At 65.8% G+C, this 15,065-nt stretch carries 13 protein-coding genes, 1 tRNA gene and 1 pseudogene; 6 read left to right on the top strand and 9 right to left on the bottom strand.

The features are described 5' to 3' along the window. Nucleotides 1-63 precede the first annotated feature (63 nt). Entirely contained in the window at nucleotides 64-762 is a 699-nt protein-coding gene (locus QQW98_RS08100; RefSeq protein WP_290134470.1) for an ATP-dependent Clp protease proteolytic subunit, read from the bottom strand. Between the two features lie 166 nt (nucleotides 763-928). On the opposite strand from QQW98_RS08100, the pseudogene QQW98_RS08095 reads away from it, so the two are divergent. Next, a pseudogene (locus tag QQW98_RS08095) lies at nucleotides 929-1,825 on the top strand (amidase family protein); the annotation flags it as partial. Nucleotides 1,826-1,928: 103 nt separating this feature from the next. Here QQW98_RS08095 and QQW98_RS08090 read toward each other — a convergent pair. Then, nucleotides 1,929-2,159 (bottom strand): hypothetical protein, encoded by a 231-nt coding sequence (locus QQW98_RS08090; protein WP_290137092.1) that lies wholly within the window; start codon nucleotides 2,157-2,159, stop codon nucleotides 1,929-1,931. On the opposite strand from QQW98_RS08090, the gene QQW98_RS08085 reads away from it, so the two are divergent. Together QQW98_RS08085 and QQW98_RS08080 are read left to right on the top strand one after the other, a co-directional pair. Next, on the top strand, nucleotides 2,149-4,227 hold the full coding sequence (locus tag QQW98_RS08085; RefSeq protein WP_290134469.1) for a TonB-dependent receptor plug domain-containing protein: 2,079 nt from the start codon (nucleotides 2,149-2,151) through the stop codon (nucleotides 4,225-4,227). The two genes, QQW98_RS08090 and QQW98_RS08085, sit on opposite strands and share 11 nt — an antisense overlap. Before the next feature lie 55 nt (nucleotides 4,228-4,282). After that, entirely contained in the window at nucleotides 4,283-5,650 is a 1,368-nt protein-coding gene (locus QQW98_RS08080; protein ID WP_290134468.1) for a cation:proton antiporter, read from the top strand. Between the two features lie 66 nt (nucleotides 5,651-5,716). Here the strand turns inward: QQW98_RS08080 and tig are convergent, their stop codons facing one another. Together tig and QQW98_RS08070 are read right to left on the bottom strand one after the other, a co-directional pair. After that, the gene (gene tig, locus QQW98_RS08075) at nucleotides 5,717-7,342 is read right to left on the bottom strand and encodes a trigger factor (RefSeq protein WP_290134467.1); all 1,626 of its coding nucleotides are present in this window, start codon (nucleotides 7,340-7,342) and stop codon (nucleotides 5,717-5,719) included. Between the two features lie 74 nt (nucleotides 7,343-7,416). Then, nucleotides 7,417-7,501 (bottom strand) — tRNA-Leu (locus QQW98_RS08070). A 143-nt stretch (nucleotides 7,502-7,644) separates the two neighbouring features. Between QQW98_RS08070 and QQW98_RS08065 the strand changes: the two genes are divergently transcribed. Both QQW98_RS08065 and QQW98_RS08060 read left to right on the top strand, forming a co-directional pair. Continuing rightward, nucleotides 7,645-7,995 (top strand): hypothetical protein, encoded by a 351-nt coding sequence (locus QQW98_RS08065; protein ID WP_290134466.1) that lies wholly within the window; start codon nucleotides 7,645-7,647, stop codon nucleotides 7,993-7,995. Between the two features lie 56 nt (nucleotides 7,996-8,051). Next, entirely contained in the window at nucleotides 8,052-8,372 is a 321-nt protein-coding gene (locus QQW98_RS08060; RefSeq protein ID WP_290134465.1) for a DUF3297 family protein, read from the top strand. A gap of 3 nt (nucleotides 8,373-8,375) precedes the next feature. Here the strand turns inward: QQW98_RS08060 and QQW98_RS08055 are convergent, their stop codons facing one another. Then, nucleotides 8,376-9,161, bottom strand: a complete 786-nt coding sequence (locus QQW98_RS08055; protein WP_290134464.1) for a CHAP domain-containing protein — start codon at nucleotides 9,159-9,161, stop codon at nucleotides 8,376-8,378. 146 nt (nucleotides 9,162-9,307) lie between these two features. Between QQW98_RS08055 and der the strand changes: the two genes are divergently transcribed. Continuing rightward, the gene (gene der / locus QQW98_RS08050) at nucleotides 9,308-10,693 is read left to right on the top strand and encodes a ribosome biogenesis GTPase Der (RefSeq protein WP_290134463.1); all 1,386 of its coding nucleotides are present in this window, start codon (nucleotides 9,308-9,310) and stop codon (nucleotides 10,691-10,693) included. A 14-nt stretch (nucleotides 10,694-10,707) separates the two neighbouring features. Here der and QQW98_RS08045 read toward each other — a convergent pair whose 3' ends face one another. The 4 genes from QQW98_RS08045 to QQW98_RS08030 all read right to left on the bottom strand — a co-directional run bounded on the left by QQW98_RS08045 (nucleotide 10,708) and on the right by QQW98_RS08030 (nucleotide 15,014). Next, the gene (locus QQW98_RS08045; protein WP_290134462.1) at nucleotides 10,708-11,472 is read right to left on the bottom strand and encodes a hypothetical protein; all 765 of its coding nucleotides are present in this window, start codon (nucleotides 11,470-11,472) and stop codon (nucleotides 10,708-10,710) included. A 68-nt stretch (nucleotides 11,473-11,540) separates the two neighbouring features. After that, on the bottom strand, nucleotides 11,541-12,410 hold the full coding sequence (locus tag QQW98_RS08040) for a hypothetical protein (RefSeq protein ID WP_290134461.1): 870 nt from the start codon (nucleotides 12,408-12,410) through the stop codon (nucleotides 11,541-11,543). 31 nt (nucleotides 12,411-12,441) lie between these two features. Further along, nucleotides 12,442-13,713, bottom strand: a complete 1,272-nt coding sequence (locus QQW98_RS08035; RefSeq protein ID WP_290134460.1) for a DUF418 domain-containing protein — start codon at nucleotides 13,711-13,713, stop codon at nucleotides 12,442-12,444. 116 nt (nucleotides 13,714-13,829) lie between these two features. Next, on the bottom strand, nucleotides 13,830-15,014 hold the full coding sequence (locus QQW98_RS08030) for an SPOR domain-containing protein (protein WP_290134459.1): 1,185 nt from the start codon (nucleotides 15,012-15,014) through the stop codon (nucleotides 13,830-13,832). Between the last annotated feature and the right edge of the window lie 51 nt (nucleotides 15,015-15,065).

Raw genomic sequence — 15,065 nt, 5'->3', positions numbered from 1 at the left:
AGCAGGCTTGCGAAAATACTACTGCCCGGTTCCTGCCGAGGCGGGTTTGCCGGACGGACGGCCTCACTCCGGAGCGCCGCCCGAGCCTTCGTCACTGGTTTCGTTCTCCGTTTCCGGACGGGTTTCGAAAACCTTGTCGACGAGGCCGAACTTCATCGCTTCCTCGGCTTCGAGGAAGGTGTCGCGGTCCATCGCCTTTTCGATGTCGGACAGGCTCTGGCCGGTGTACTTCACATAGAGGTCGTTCATCCGCTGGCGGATGCGCAGGATCTCGCGCGCCTGGATCTCGATGTCGGAAGCCATGCCGCGCGCGCCGCCCGAAGGCTGGTGGACCATGATCCGCGCGTTGGGCAGCGCCACGCGCATGCCCGGTTCGCCGGCGGCGAGCAGGAAGCTGCCCATGCTGGCAGCCTGCCCGACGCACACGGTCGACACGCGCGGCTTGATGTACTGCATCGTGTCGTGGATCGCCATGCCGGCCGTCACCACCCCGCCGGGCGAGTTGATATACATGCTGATCGGCTTGGACGGGTTCTCGCTTTCGAGGAAAAGGAGCTGGGCCACGATCAGGCTGGCCATGCCGTCTTCCACCTGTCCGGTGACGAAAACGATGCGTTCACGCAGCAGGCGGCTGAAGATGTCGAAGCTGCGTTCGCCGCGGCTCGTCTGCTCCACCACCACGGGCACCAGCGCGCCGGTCAGCGGGTCGCGGGTGAACTGTCCCTGGGTTGCGTGAGCGTCGGTGCCGAACAGGTCGATCATGGATGTGTCCTCAAAGAAATCGGGTTGGCCGGCTATGTCGCCATGCCCTGCGCATTCTTCAAGGCCCTTAACCCTATCGCCGGGGAAATGTGCGCGGGCGTGCTGCGCCCAAGGTGGAGCACGTAGGCACTTGCAGCGCGAAACGAATGGTGCGCAGAATCGCGCCATGATCAAGCACGCATCGGCGGCGCTCGCCGCTCTCGCCCTTCTTCCCTACGCTCCGGCACTGGCACAGGACGGCGAACAGGCGCCCCGTCCGCAGCCGACGGTCCAGGTTCCGGAAGGTACCGGGTGGGCGGCGACCGGATACCTCCAGCTGATCGAGGCGAACGATGACGCGGGCGCGCAGATCAATGCGGTCATCGCGCGGGCGGAACGCGATGTCGCGCAGGCGGAAGCGGAACGCGCCTATCGCGAGCGCGGATTGCTGCGAGGGCGCACGATCCTGGTGAAGGACAATGTCGAAACGCGCGAATGGCGGACCACTGCCGGGAGCCTGGCCCCTGCCGGCAACGCCACGGGCCGCGATGCGCCGGTCGTCGCGCGTGCCCGCGCCAATCGAGGGGGCATCCTCGGCAAGACGAACCTAAGCGAATGGGCGAATATCCGCAGCACGGCTTCCACCAGCGGGTGAAGCGCGGTGGGCGGGCAGACGCGCAACCCGCACGCCATCGACCACAACCCCTGCGGCTCCTCCTCCGGCAGCGGCGCGGCAGTCGCGGCAAAATTTGCCTGGACTGCGATCGGGACGGGGACCGACGGCTCCGTCACCTGCCCCGCCAGCGTCAACGGCATCGTCGGCTTCAAGCCCACCGTGGGCCTTGTCAGCCGCACGCATATTGTGCCGATATCCTCCAGCCAGGACACGGCGGGGCCGATGACCCGCGACGTGCACAGCGCCGCCCTGCTGCTGAGCGCGATGGCCGGCAGCGATCCGGCGGACATCGCCACGGCAGGGGCGGATGCCGTTGCCATCGACTTCACCCGCGCCCTCGACAGCGCCTCGCTCTCCGGCGTGCGGATCGGCGTCCTGCGCAAAGCCGTCGGCGACTACGCGGCTATCCGCACCTCAGCGTGCCGATGGGCGCGACCGACGGGCTGCCGGTCGGCCTCTCCATCATGGGCGTGAAGTGGACCCACCACGAAGTTTTGAAAGCAGGCGCGGCCTACGAACGCGCGCGCACCGCACCGCTCGCCAGCCCGTCTCTCGACCGCTGGAATCCCGACGCGGAATAATCTTCGTCGGCACTCACAGTCGTTTCGTCGAAGCCGCGTCGCACGGCGCGCCCTTCACTGCTTTCGCCGCGCGATACACCATATGGCGGACGTTCATGCAGCGGGCGCGCCGCAAAAAACCAGAATGCGCTGCGCAGAGGGTTGCCCGTCTTGGCCGTCAAATTCCGCCTGATCCGCGCCGTTTCGCTGCTGGCGCTTGCCGCGCCCCTGCCAGCCATGGCGCAGGACGCCGCGCCGGCAGAGGACGCCGCCGTGCCGCAGCGCGCGGAACGCCGCGTCTTCACGCCCGCCGATTTCGTCCAGTTCGCACCCAGCAACGTGATCGACATGCTCCGCCGCATCCCCGGCTTCGACATAAGCGGGGGCGACGACGGCGAGCGCGGGCTCGGCCAGGCGGACTTCAACGTCCTCGTCAACGGCCAGCGCCTGACCGGCAAAAGCGATTCCCCGCGCGACCAGCTCGGCCGCGTTTCCGCCGACGACGTGGTGCGGATCGAAATCGTCGACGGCGCGACGCTCGACATCCCCGGCCTCTCCGGTCAGGTCGCCAATGTCACGGTCGAGGTGGGCGGCACCAGCGGGCAGTTCGAATGGAGCAGCGAGTACCGACCACGCATCGACAGCCTGTATGCGCGGCGCTTCTCAGCATCGGTCAGCGGTACTTCGAACGACTTCAGCTATTCCCTTTCCGCCCGCAACCGCGGCTATCGCGGCGGCGCGGACGGCTTTGTCATCGTTGCGGACGCCGCCGGTCGAACCCTCGAAGACCAGCTCACGACCAATCGTTCGGACGGCGACTTTCCCAGCCTCGGTGCAACGCTCGGCTGGAAAGGCGCGGGCAACGTGGTTGCGAACATCAACGGCAGCTACGGCTGGGGCTTCAACCGCAACCGAGGGACGGAGGACGCCCTCGATCCGCTCGCAGTCAGACGGTTCCAGGAAAGCCGCTTCGACAGCGACAGCTACAATTACGAGATCGGCGGCGACCTTGCTTTCGACCTCGTCGGCGGGCGGCTGGAGCTGATCGGGCTTGAACGCTATGCCCACAGCGACGGCGCCCAGACGGTGATCGACAGCACTTTCCTCGGCGCGCTGCCAACCGGCGGACGCTTCGCCAGCGTCAACGGCTCGGGCGAGCGGATCGGCCGCGCCGAATTCAGCTGGCGCGGGGGCGAGGCCGCCTGGCAATTGAGCGGGGAGGCCGCGTTCAACCGGCTCGACCGTGTGGCGGCCCTTTTCTCGCTGGAACCCGACGGCAGCTTTGCAGAGATCGAATTTCCCGACAATGCGAGCGGCGTTTCCGAAGACCGTTACGAAGCCGCGCTGAGCTATGGCAGGCAGATTGGCAGCAACCTGTCCCTGCAGGCGATTGCCGGCGGCGAATTCTCCCGCCTCGAACTGAGCGGCGACCGTGCGAATTCGCGCGAGTTCTGGCGACCGAAGGGCTCGCTGGCGTTCGGCTGGCAGCCGGGATCAGGCTTCGACGTATCTCTCAAGTTCGCGCGGACCGTGGGGCAGTTGTCGTTCGGAGATTTCCTCGCCAACGTGTTCCTCGCCTCGGACAACGAGAATGCCGGCAATGCGGAACTCGTGCCCCCTCAGGCGTGGGAAACCGATCTCGAAATCCAGAAGACGCTGGGTGCGTGGGGATCAATGTCGCTGAAACTCTTCGACCGCCAGATCGAGGACCTGGTCGAGATCGTTCCTGTGCCGGGGGGCCAGTCGCCGGGCAACATCGCGTCCGCCTGGCGCCGCGGGATCGATTTCGATGCCACGCTGGAACTGTCGCAGATCGGATGGAACGGCGCGCGGCTCGATGTTTCGGTCGAGCTCGAGAAGAGCTCCCTTGAAGACCCTCTGACGGGCGAGGCGCGGCCTTTCAGCCGCAGCCGCTTCCGCGAGCTCTACCTCAACCTGCGCCACGACATCCCCAAAACGGACTGGGCCTATGGCGCGGAGCTGTTCCACTTCGAAATCGGCCGCCAGTTCCGCCTGACGGAAATCTCGCAGGACAACGAAGGCCCACTGTTCGGGGAGCTCTTCGTCGAGCACAAGGACGTGCTCGGAATGAAGGCGCGCCTGTCTGCATCGAACCTGCTTGGCGCGCGGGCCACGTCCAGCCGAATCGTCTACGACGGTTTCCGCAATACCGCGCCGATCCTCTTCACGGAAACCGGCGAAGCCGAAATCGGCGAGATCATCCGCTTCTCGTTGCAGGGCAATTTCTGAGCCCTGACGCATGACGCGTTGACCCGGCCGCCGTTTTCGCCGCATGGTCGGCGCGATGGAACCGCGTATCCTGATGTTCGTCCTGTTCGGCCTCGCGCTGGTGTTGTCGGTCGGGCTCGAAAGGACGCTGGCACGCCGGTATCTTTCCCTGCCAATCGTCTATGTCGCGCTCGGCTGGGCGCTGTTCTCGCTGCCGGTGGGCTTGCCGCACATTAACCCGGTGATGGACGGGTTCGACGCCGTTTCGCTGGAGTATGTGACAGAATTCATCGTCATCGCTTCCCTGATGGGTGCAGGCATTGCCATCGACAGGCCGGTCAGCTGGACCAACTGGCGCCAGATCTGGCCGCTGCTGGTCATCGCCATGCCGCTGACCATCGCGGCGGTGGCGCTGCTGGGCTGGTGGGCACTCGGCCTGGCGCCCGCCACGGCCATTCTGCTGGGCGCCTCGCTTGCCCCCACCGATCCCGTGCTGGCGCGAAGCGTGCAGGTCGGCCCGCCGGGCGAAAACCAGCGGCATGACGTGCGCTTCAGCCTGACGGTCGAGGCCGGGCTTAACGACGGGCTCGCTTTCCCCTTCACCTACCTGGCCATCGCCGCCGTCGGCATGACCGCGATCGGCGGCTGGACGCTGGAATGGTTCGCCATCGATTTCGTCTGGCGCATCCTCGCCGGCTTCGTGGTCGGCTGGCTCGTGGGCCGGGCGGGTGCATGGTACGTTTTCGAGCGGGAGGCCGACGCGCCGATCAAGGAGATCGACGAGGACAGCGAGCGCGCGGCCCCGAAATATTCGACTTCCGAGGGCCTGATCGTGCTCGGCACGCTGCTGACTGCCTACGGGCTCGCCGAATTGGCTGAGGGATACGGCTTCCTCGCGGTCTTCGTGGGCGCGGTGACCGCCCGCCAGCGCGAGAACAAGAGCCGCTATCACAAGATCAGCCACCATTTCATCGACCAGATCGAGAAGATCGTGCTGGTCGGCGTGCTGCTGGCATTCGGGGCGATGCTCGCCGGCGGAGTGCTCGCCGACCTGACCTGGGCCGGTGCGGCCATCGGGCTGGCGTTGATCTTCGTGATCCGTCCGCTGGCGGGGCTGCTGTCGGAATCGCTGTGCGACCTTCCGTTCCCCGGCCGCCTTGCAGTCGCCTTCCTCGGCATCCGCGGGATGGGGTCAATCTACTACCTCGCCTACGGCCAGAACCACGGCGACTTCGGCGATCTCGACGAGGCATGGGCGGTTGCCAGCTTCACGATCCTTGCCTCGATCGTGATCCACGGGATGACTGCGGCCCGGCTGATGAAATTCGTGGAAGACGGCAGCAATCACATCCACGTCGGCCAGGAGAGCCATGTGGACGACTGGTACGCAAAACCCTCCGACACCGTGGCGATCCAGGTCGAGGGAATTGGCTCGAAAAGTTGACCGCGCAAGGAAAAGCCCCGCTCCGGCAGGTCCGGGCGGGGCTTTCGATCTCAGCGCGCTAAACGCTTATTTCTTCTTGGCGGGAGCCTTCTTGGCAACCGGCTTCTTGGCCGGGGCCTTCTTTGCTGCGGGCTTCTTGTCGTCCGCTTTCTTGGCCGGCGCCTTCTTCGCAGCAGGCTTCTTGTCGTCCGCCTTCTTGGCCGGCGCCTTCTTCGCAGCAGGCTTCTTGTCGTCCGCCTTCTTGGCCGGGGCCTTCTTTGCAGCAGGCTTCTTGTCATCCGCCTTCTTGTCGTCGGACTTCTTGGCCGCGGCCCTCTTTGCGGGCGCCTTCTTCTTGGCAGCGGGCTTCTTGTCCGCCGGGGCTTCTTCCGCCTCGATCGCGGCTTCCAGTTCCTCGCGGGTCACTTCGCGCTCGGTGACTTCGGCCTTGTCGAACAGGAAATCGACGACCTTTTCCTCATAGAGCGGCGCGCGGAGCTGGGCCTGGGCCATCGGCTCGTTGCGCATGTAGTCGATGAACTGTTCGCGCTGGTCTTCCGGCACGCGCTGGATCTGCTGGCGCATCAGCATGTCCATTTCCTGCGCCGTGACCTCGATGCCGTTGGCCTGGCCGATTTCGGACAGCAGTAGGCCGAGGCGCACGCGGCGTTCGGCGATCTTGCGATAGTCGTCCTTCTCGGCCTCGATTTCCTTCAGCGCCGCTGCGGGGTCTTCCTCGCGTGCGGCTTCCTGCTGGAGCTGGGCCCAGATCTGGTCGAATTCGGCGTCGACCATACTCGGCGGCACGTCGAAATCGTGATCGGCGGCCAGCGCATCGAGCAGCTGGCGCTTCATCTGCGTTCGGGTGAGGCCGGAAAGCTCCTGCTCCATCTGGCCGCGCATCAGTTCCTTAAGCTTGTCCAGCCCTTCCAGGCCGAACTGCTTGGCGAAATCGTCGTCGATCTTGGCTTCGCCTTCGACCTTCACCTGCTGCACGGTAACGTCGAATTCGGCTTCCTTGCCGGCAAGGTGCTCGGCCGGGTAATCTTCGGGGAAGGTGACCGTGATGGTCTTCTCGTCACCGGTCTTGGCGCCCTTGAGCTGCTCTTCGAAGCCGGGAATGAACTGGCCCGAACCGATGACCAGCGGGCTGCCTTCGGCCTTGCCGCCTTCGAATTCCTCGCCGTCCACGCGGCCGACGAAGTCGATGATCAGCTGGTCGCCGTCGGCGGCCTTCTTGCTCTTGGGCGCGTCCTTGTAGCTCTTCTGGTTCTCGGCGAGGCCCTTCAGCGCCTCGTCCAGCCGCTCGTCGTCCACCGGGACAACCAGCTTTTCGAGCTTGAGCCCGTCGATGCTCGGTGCTTCCACTTCGGGAAGCACTTCCAGCTCGACATCGACCTTCGCGTCCTTCCCTTCGGCATAGTCGCTGCCCAGTTCGACCTTGGGCTGCAGCGCGGGGCGCAGTTCCTTTTCGCGCATCAGTTCGTCGACCGATTCGCGGACCGAGGCGTTCAGCGCATCGGCATGCAGCGCATCGCCGTGCATCTTCTTGACCAGGTTGGCCGGGACCTTGCCGGGGCGGAAGCCGGGCATCCGGACCTGCGGCGCGATCTTCTTGACCTCGGTCTCGATCCGCTCGGCGATTTCCTTGGCGGTAATGGTCAGCGTGTAAGCGCGTTTGAGGCCCTCGTTGGTGGTCTCGGCGATCTGCATGCTCTGTTACTTTCCGTCGTTCGAATTCATGTCGTCAGGCTTCGCCAATCCCGCGGGAATAGCGGCGGCGGACGTGGTGCGGGCGAAGGGACTCGAACCCCCACATCTTGCGATACTGGTACCTAAAACCAGCGCGTCTACCAATTCCGCCACGCCCGCATGACGAAGCCCGCGGCCGGATCCTGTTGGTGGGACGCCTGCCTGTCAGGGCGTGGCCCTTAGTCACATGGGGCGCAAAGGGCAAGCGAATGCCGGAACAAGGACGGCAGGCCATCGGTTTCATGGGGCGAAAGGATTGCACCATGACCAACCCCAAGCAAAACGAACGCTATTCAGAGCGCGATTACGACCAAGCAAATTTGCCGCCCGCCACACCACCCGTAATCGATACGGACGCGGATCCGGTATCATCGCGCGAACTGGCCGAAGACGAGGGAGACAGCGACAGTCCGGGAGATGTCCCGGCCGAAACGCCCGTGCCGGATCGCGGCGACGGCATTGCCTCCCCCACGCCCGACGAAGTCTCGACCCCGGGCGACGATACGATCAAGCCCGGCCACACCCCGGATGAAATCTCGCCCGACCGGCTCGACGGTGCGGGCGAGCAGACTCACGACGCCGCCGTCCCGCTCACCCAGCTGCCGCCGGACTGAATGCCGGTGCCCGGCGCGCTTGCGGGCGGGGCGACAGCGGCTTATGGGCGCATCGCATGAGCGAAGACAAAGCCCCCGACAGCGCGCCCGCCACCGAAAAGGCAAGCGGCCCCGACGTTCCGCCCGATCGCCTGGCGATCAATCCGCGCAGCGAATACTTCGATGCGGAAAAGCTGCAGCGCGGCGTCGGTATTCGTTTCAAGGGCACGATGCGCAACAACATCGAAGAATATTGCATTTCCGAAGGCTGGGTGCGCGTCCAGGCCGGCAAGACGATGGACCGCAAGGGCAACCCGCTGACCATCAAGCTCACGGGGCCGGTCGAAGCTTGGTACGAAGACCTGGGCGACGACGCCCCGGTCGCGAAGAAGGACTGAATCTCAGTCCTCGTAGCGCGCGATCGCCGCGGCGATCGGATCGCTCGCTTGCCGGCGGGCAGTCGCAGGGCGCGAATCTGAGCGCGGAGCCGGCCGGCTTTCCAAGCGGCGCGGCGCCCGGCGCGCTGACGGACGGACCTCAGGGCGTGGGGCAGCCCGGACCGGTGCGTCGAGATTGGCAAATGCGCTGGTGAAGGCCGCCGACGATTGTGTGCGTTGCGGCGTCACGCGGCGCGGGGCCGGTGTCTCGGTGCGCGCGATCACGGTGCGCGCGATCACGGTGCGCCGCTGGCTAACCGCCGCGTCTGGATAGATGAAGCCGGAAATGCGCCATTCGGTCGTGCCGAGGTCGCCCAGCGGTGCGTACCATACGCGCACTTCGCTCCAGTCGTTATTCGGCGATACGTCCATCGCCAGCACGTCGCGCTCGATCTGCCCGCGGCGGCCGTCGATGGGCGACCAGTTCGCATGGTGCAGCAGCACCCGGCGCGGGCCGAGTACCCTGCTGACGGCAGCGACATGGCCCAGCCGCATGCGGCTCGTCTGCGGGAAATGCATCACCGCTCCCACCCGCGGGGTGCGTCCGCGCTCGTAACGGCCCTCTGCCTGCCCCCACCACGTGTATGCATCGCCGTAGATCGCAATGCCGGAGACCTCGCGCGCATAGGGTACGCATTGCAAGTAGGGCGCGAGTTCCTGCGCAGAAGCCTGAATGGGTGCAGCCAGCGGGGCTGCGGCGGCGACAGTGGCGGCGAATGCGGCCAGCGGCATGAGCGAGCGGAAAACCATGGCCCGCCTGATGCCGCTTCACGGTTAACACCGGCTTCCGTGTTAAGGTTAACGCGATTTCACCCTTTCCGGGACACCGGCCGATGGCAGGCGAAAACCCTTGCGCGCTTGCGTTTGTGTAGCGCCCGTCCCAAGTGGCGCGCATCATGTTGCCGCAGGTCATCATCATCGGACGCCCGAACGTGGGCAAGTCCACGCTTTTCAACCGCCTCGTCGGAAAGAAGCTGGCGCTGGTGGACGACCAGCCGGGCGTGACCCGCGACCGTCGCTTCGGCGATGCCACGCTGCTCGGCCTCGATTTCACGCTGGTGGACACCGCAGGCTGGGAAGACGAGGACCCGCACAGCCTGCCCGGCCGTATGCGGGCGCAGACCGAGGTTTCCACCAAGGGTGCGGATGTCGCCCTGTTCGTGATCGACGCGCGCGCCGGCCTGACCCCGCTCGACAAGGAAATCGCCGCCTGGCTGCGCACGCAGGAGGTCCCCGTAATCCTCGTCGCCAACAAGGCCGAGGGCAAGGCGGGCGACGGCGGCATCTACGAAAGCTTCGAGCTGGGGCTGGGCGACCCGGTGCCCCTGTCGGCCGAGCATGGCGAAGGCGTGGCCGACTTGTTCGACGCGCTGGAACCCTTGCTGCGCGACAAGCAGGCCCGGCGCGAGGCCGAGGCCGAGGAGGACGACGATCCCTTCGCCGTGCCCACCGGGCCGCTGAAACTTGCCATCGTGGGTCGTCCGAATGCGGGCAAATCCACCCTCATCAACAAGATGCTCGACGACGACCGGCTACTGACGGGGCCGGAAGCGGGCATCACTCGCGATTCGATCGCCATCGACACCGAATGGCGCGACCCGAAGTCGGGCGAAACGCGTGAAATCCGCCTGATCGACACTGCCGGCATGCGCAAGAAAGCCAAGGTGACCGACAAACTGGAAAAGCTGTCCGTCGCCGATGCGCGCCGCGCGGTCGATTTCGCGGAAGTCGTCGTGCTTCTGCTCGATGCGACCCGCGGGCTGGAGCAGCAGGACCTGAAGATCGCCGACGCCGCACTGGAAGAAGGCCGCGCGCTCATCATCGCGATCAACAAGTGGGACGTGGCCGAAGAGCCGAGCGCACTGTTCAACGGCGTTCGCGAGGCGCTGGACGACGGGCTGGCGCAGGTGCGCGGCGTGCCCCTGCTCGCCGTCAGCGCGATGACCGGCAAGGGCCTCGATGCGTTACTGGGCGCAGCGTTCGATTTGCGCGAGGCATGGAGCCGCCGCGTTTCGACCTCCGCGCTCAACCGCTGGTTCGACGATGCGCTGGAGGCCAATCCGCCGCCCGCGCCCAACGGCAAACGGATCAAGCTGCGCTACATCACGCAGGTCGCCAGCCGCCCACCGCGCTTCGTCATTTTCGGCAACAAGCTGGAAGACCTGCCGAAAAGCTACGAACGGTACCTCGTTAACGGGATCCGCAAGAAGCTCGGCTTCGGATCGGTGCCAGTGCGGCTCATGCTGCGCAGCCCCAAGAACCCGTTCCACGACAAGCAATAGGCAGGCAGGATCGCCTAGCTGTCTTCGACCAGCGTCTGCTTGCCGGCAATCGCCGCCATCCAGCCGTAGACGGCCTCCGCCGTGAAGACGCGGAACTGGTTTGAATCTACCTGAACGTCGGTAATCCCGCCGAGGCAGGCGGACCCGTTGCCGATCAGCCGCGCGCGCATTTCCGTTTCCGCGTCGGAATTGGGTTCCGCCTCCAGCAACAGCAGGGCGTATTCGGGATTGATCCGGATCATGCAGGACACCGCAAAGAAGAACGTCTTCTGGGCCTGCGCCCGTGAGGCATTGCGCTCGTCCTCGCGCGCAAGGAAGCGCTGCGTCACGCCCGGCGCCGCCATCGCTTCCTTGCTGAAGTCGATCGACCGGGCCTGCTTCATGGCCGCCTGTTCGAACAGCAAGCCGCGATCGAACAGCGTGCGGCACGCGAAAACCGGCGGAGCCTCGCTCACGATCTGGGAGTTGCACTGGCCGTAATAGGCGCGCGGCTGGTAACTCATCGTGCCGTAGCAGCCGCGGTTGCGGACGACGTAATCGTGCAACGCCCCCTCCGAGATGGGACCATTCGGCCGTTCGTCCAGGATCGCGCGCAGGCGCTGCGGCGGCTGCGGCGGGACGCAGCGCGCGAAACGGCCGGCTTCGGAGCCGACCTGGCGCGTCCCGATGCTGACAGTCGCGCTTTCTTCGGTCTGGATGGGGAGCGCCTCGACCGGCGCCTCCTCCCCGGTAACGACGATGTCCGCCGTATCGTCCCGGTCCTCACGATCCTGTGCCATGGCAGGGGTGCAAACCATGGCCATGGCAGTAGCCAGCGGCCAAAGCGGAATTCTTGCGACCTTCATCATCAACCTTCTATTAAAGTTGCCTTTCCTGAGACGGCAGTCATCCAGCCATATACCGCTTCGGCGGCAAAGGCGCGGAACTGGTCGCTGTCGACCTGCACGTCTTCCACCCCGCCGACGCAGGCTTGGCCGTTTCCGATCAGGCGGGCGCGCATCTCGTCCTCCAGCGCGGAACCGCGTTCCGATTCCAGCAGTCGCAGCGCGTAGTCGGGACGGACGCGGACCATGCAGGCGACGGCGAAGAAGAATGTCGACTTCGGCCCGCCGCGCGTGGCGTTGCGATAATCTTCGCGCGCAAGGAAGCGCTCGAGCACGCCCGGGGCGGACAGGGCATTCTGCGTGAAGGGGATCGAGTCGGCATGATCCAGCACGGCCTTCTGGTACAACAGTCCGCGCCGCAGGACCGAGCGGCACACGGTGATCGGCGCGCTGGTGATCTGCAGCGTGCCATCGTCGGTCGTGCGGGTATCCTGGTCGACGATCTGCGCTTCGCAAACCCCGAAATAGGGCCTGGAAGGGAGCGGGCGCGGCACCTGGTCGAGACAACCCTGGTTGCGGACCACGTAATCGTGCAGCGCGCCTTCCGAGCCCGGGCTATTGGGCCGCTCGTCGAGGATCTTGCGTAGCCGCTCGGCAGGCTGGGGACGGGCGCAGCGGGAGAAGCGCTCCACTTCCGACGCCGCCTGCTTGGTCCCGATGCTGACGATCGAGCCTTCGTCGGTTTGGACCGGCAGGTCCTCGACCGGGCGCTCGCCTGTCACGACGATATCCTCGCCGTCCTGCGGGCCGCTGTCCTGTGCGGCTGCCGGCACCCCCGAGAGGCCGGCGCATAGGGCCAGCGCCAAGGACAGTCGGGCCGTTATCGATCGCATTGTCATTCCTTTGAAGTCCTTGCCCAATTCGTCAGCGTTTCAGCGGGAACAGCCGCCAGTATGTCAGGCACCGCCACAGCCATTCGAGCGGGCCGTAGCGATACCGTTCGAGCCATGGCTTCGACCAGAGCAGCATCACTGCCCAGGCCGCAAACACCACAACCAGCATTTCCAGGCGGTGAAGCTTGCCGAACAGGCCCAGCGCCCAGCCGTGGAAAATGAACATCATCACGACCGATGTGCCGAGGTAATTGGTGAAGGCGGCGCGTCCCGCCGCGACCAGTCGCTGCCCGATGCCGGTGGCGACGATGCCGGGCACGTAGGCGGTAAGCAGGCCCGCGAGGCCCAGTATCATCGGCAGGCGGATGAAGTGCGAGGGGCCGACGAAAACGAATTGCGTCAGGATTTGCGGGAATCCTTGATCCATGACCCAGAGGCCGAGCAAAAACGATAGGACGGCGGAAAGGGCAATCCCGATCCAGCTCCACCGGATCGTCTTCGCGCGGTCCAGCGCGCCTTCGAAGAAGCCCCAGCGGAACAGCGCCATGCCGATCAGCATCAACGGCAGGGTCTCCGTGATCGCAAGGATCGGGTAATTCGCGAGCACCTTGGGATACTCGGCCAGCGCATAATCCCAGATGTCGGTCAGCGAGCCGGTGGAGTACACGGCCACTTTCGCCGGTACGCCCGCGCGCATCTCTTCCCAGAACGCCATGACCTCTTTCGCGCCCTCGATCTGCGGATTGGCCTCCATCAAGGCCTGGCCACCGAGCATGAGTGTGAACAAAGCGCCGCCAAGCAGGTAGAGCGAGATGCCGAGCCAGAACTGCGTCTTGATCGACCGCTTAAGAAACATCAGCGAAAGCAGGCCGGACATCGCGTACAGGAACAGGATGTCGCCGTACCAGATGAAGAAAAAATGCGTTAAGCCGATGGCACCCAGCCAGAAGAGTCGCCGGGCCTGCAGCCAGCGCGAGCTACCCCGCGACCAGGCTCGCTCCATGAACAGGTAGACGCCTGCGCCGAAGAGGAGCGTGAACAGGCCGCGTAGCTTGCCGTCGATGAAGATGTACTGGAACAGCCACATCGCATCGTCAGCGCTGTTGCCGCCGCCGGGCAGCAATTTCGGCCACGCGTAAGCCATTTGCGGATGGCCGAAGGCGGTGATATTAGCCCACAATATGCCGAGCACCGCGACCCCGCGAATGAGGTCGAGCGAAACGATCCGGTCCTCCCGCCGCACGGGCTGGTCCGGCGTTGCTTCCGCCATCGCCATGTCTGCAGTCGGCGCTTCGCTCGCCATCGGATACCCCCTCTATCGATCCTGCGGAGACGGTGGCGCAGTGGCAAGGCAGTAGCAAGCGGGCGTTCGACCAACGGCCGAATGCGGCTGACGATTGGCTCCGGGGAGAAACGTTTTTAACGGGTGACGAGGCAGTCCTGCCCGCCGCGCTTGAGCGCGTCGCAGGCATTCTGTGCTGCCGAGCGGGAGGCGAACCCGCCGGCCTGCAGCTTCACCACCCGGCCAGCCGTGATGACCAGCTTGTCGGCCCCGGACAGCGCGGGGTTTCCGGACAGGCGCGACCACAGGCGCTCGGCATTCGCGGGTACGGAAAATGCGCCCAACTGGACGCGCCACGGTCCGCCGGTGGCGGTATTGGACGCGGCGCGCGCAGGCGGCGCCTGCGTAAGCGCAGCCCTGGGCGGGGCCTCGACCGTGCGCGCCGGTGCCGGTTGCGGCGGCCTTTGCGTAGTTGGCGGGCGTGCGAAATCGGCACCAGCCGTTGCCGGGCTTTCGGTGCCCGTCACGCGCGAAGCTTCGGCAACAGCCTGGCGAGCGGCAACAACCGACGGCGGCGTCTCGACCGTCGCGATGGTGCGCGGGATCGCAGGCGAGCTGCTGGCTCTGGCCGGCGACGCGGCGACGGCAGGCGGATTGGCCGAAGCGATCAAGCCGGCATCGCGCGCCAGTTCCGCAGCGGCGAGTTCGCGGTTGCGCGTCGCTTCCGCGCTGCGCCGCATCTGGGCCGCCATCGTCGCGGCCTGCTGCCTTTGTTCGAGCGGTACGTGGCCGTCCATCTGGGCGATGGCGCTGGCTGCCTGCGGCAGTCCGTCCGAATTGGCGAGCGTCAGGAGCGCGTAGGCGCGCACCCAGTCCTTCTCCACCAGGTCGCCGTTGAAATGGGCGATGCCGAGCAGGTACTGCGCGCGCGGGTCGCCGCGGCGCGATGCCGCCTGGACGTAAGGGAGCGCAGCTTCGCGCCGCCCGCTCTGGAACAGCATCAGGCCGTATGTATCGGCAGCGCGCATATGCCCCTGCGAAGCGGCGGCGAGGTAAAGTTCCTCGGCCCGGGTCAAATCGGTAGGGACGCCCCGGCCGAGGCGATAGGCCTGCGCGAGATTGAACTGGGCATCGGGATCGCCCGCTTCCGCCGGGGCGCGCCATTCCGCCACCGCACGGTCGAAATCGCCGCGCGACCAGGCTTCCACCCCGTCCTTCACATCGGCCATTGCAGGGTGCGCAGCGCCGATCGCCGCAAGCGCCGCCACGGCTGCCGTGGTTACCAGCGCCCCTGGCTTTCGCATGGTTACGGTGCCCGTCATGTCGCAAACCCTCTAGCCCAATCGGAAACTGCCATAGTCAACGCGGTGTTA

Origin of the sequence: Alteriqipengyuania flavescens (assembly GCF_030406725.1) — a bacterium.
GTDB classification, from domain to species: Bacteria; Pseudomonadota; Alphaproteobacteria; order Sphingomonadales; family Sphingomonadaceae; genus Alteriqipengyuania_B; species Alteriqipengyuania_B flavescens.
Note: the sequence above shows the minus strand (reverse complement) of the source record. Positions and strands in the feature narration are given on the sequence as shown.

Excerpts from the sequence above, each read along its gene's own strand:
- QQW98_RS08100 (WP_290134470.1), bottom strand. The coding sequence starts at position 762 with ATGATCGACCTGTTCGGCACCGACGCTCACGCAACCCAGGGACAGTTC.
- QQW98_RS08080 (WP_290134468.1), top strand. The coding sequence starts at position 4,283 with ATGGAACCGCGTATCCTGATGTTCGTCCTGTTCGGCCTCGCGCTGGTG.
- tig (WP_290134467.1), bottom strand. The coding sequence starts at position 7,342 with ATGCAGATCGCCGAGACCACCAACGAGGGCCTCAAACGCGCTTACACG.
- QQW98_RS08065 (WP_290134466.1), top strand. The coding sequence starts at position 7,645 with ATGACCAACCCCAAGCAAAACGAACGCTATTCAGAGCGCGATTACGAC.
- QQW98_RS08060 (WP_290134465.1), top strand. The coding sequence starts at position 8,052 with ATGAGCGAAGACAAAGCCCCCGACAGCGCGCCCGCCACCGAAAAGGCA.
- QQW98_RS08055 (WP_290134464.1), bottom strand. The coding sequence starts at position 9,161 with ATGGTTTTCCGCTCGCTCATGCCGCTGGCCGCATTCGCCGCCACTGTC.
- der (WP_290134463.1), top strand. The coding sequence starts at position 9,308 with ATGTTGCCGCAGGTCATCATCATCGGACGCCCGAACGTGGGCAAGTCC.
- QQW98_RS08045 (WP_290134462.1), bottom strand. The coding sequence starts at position 11,472 with ATGGCACAGGATCGTGAGGACCGGGACGATACGGCGGACATCGTCGTT.
- QQW98_RS08040 (WP_290134461.1), bottom strand. The coding sequence starts at position 12,410 with ATGCGATCGATAACGGCCCGACTGTCCTTGGCGCTGGCCCTATGCGCC.
- QQW98_RS08035 (WP_290134460.1), bottom strand. The coding sequence starts at position 13,713 with ATGGCGAGCGAAGCGCCGACTGCAGACATGGCGATGGCGGAAGCAACG.
- QQW98_RS08030 (WP_290134459.1), bottom strand. The coding sequence starts at position 15,014 with ATGACGGGCACCGTAACCATGCGAAAGCCAGGGGCGCTGGTAACCACG.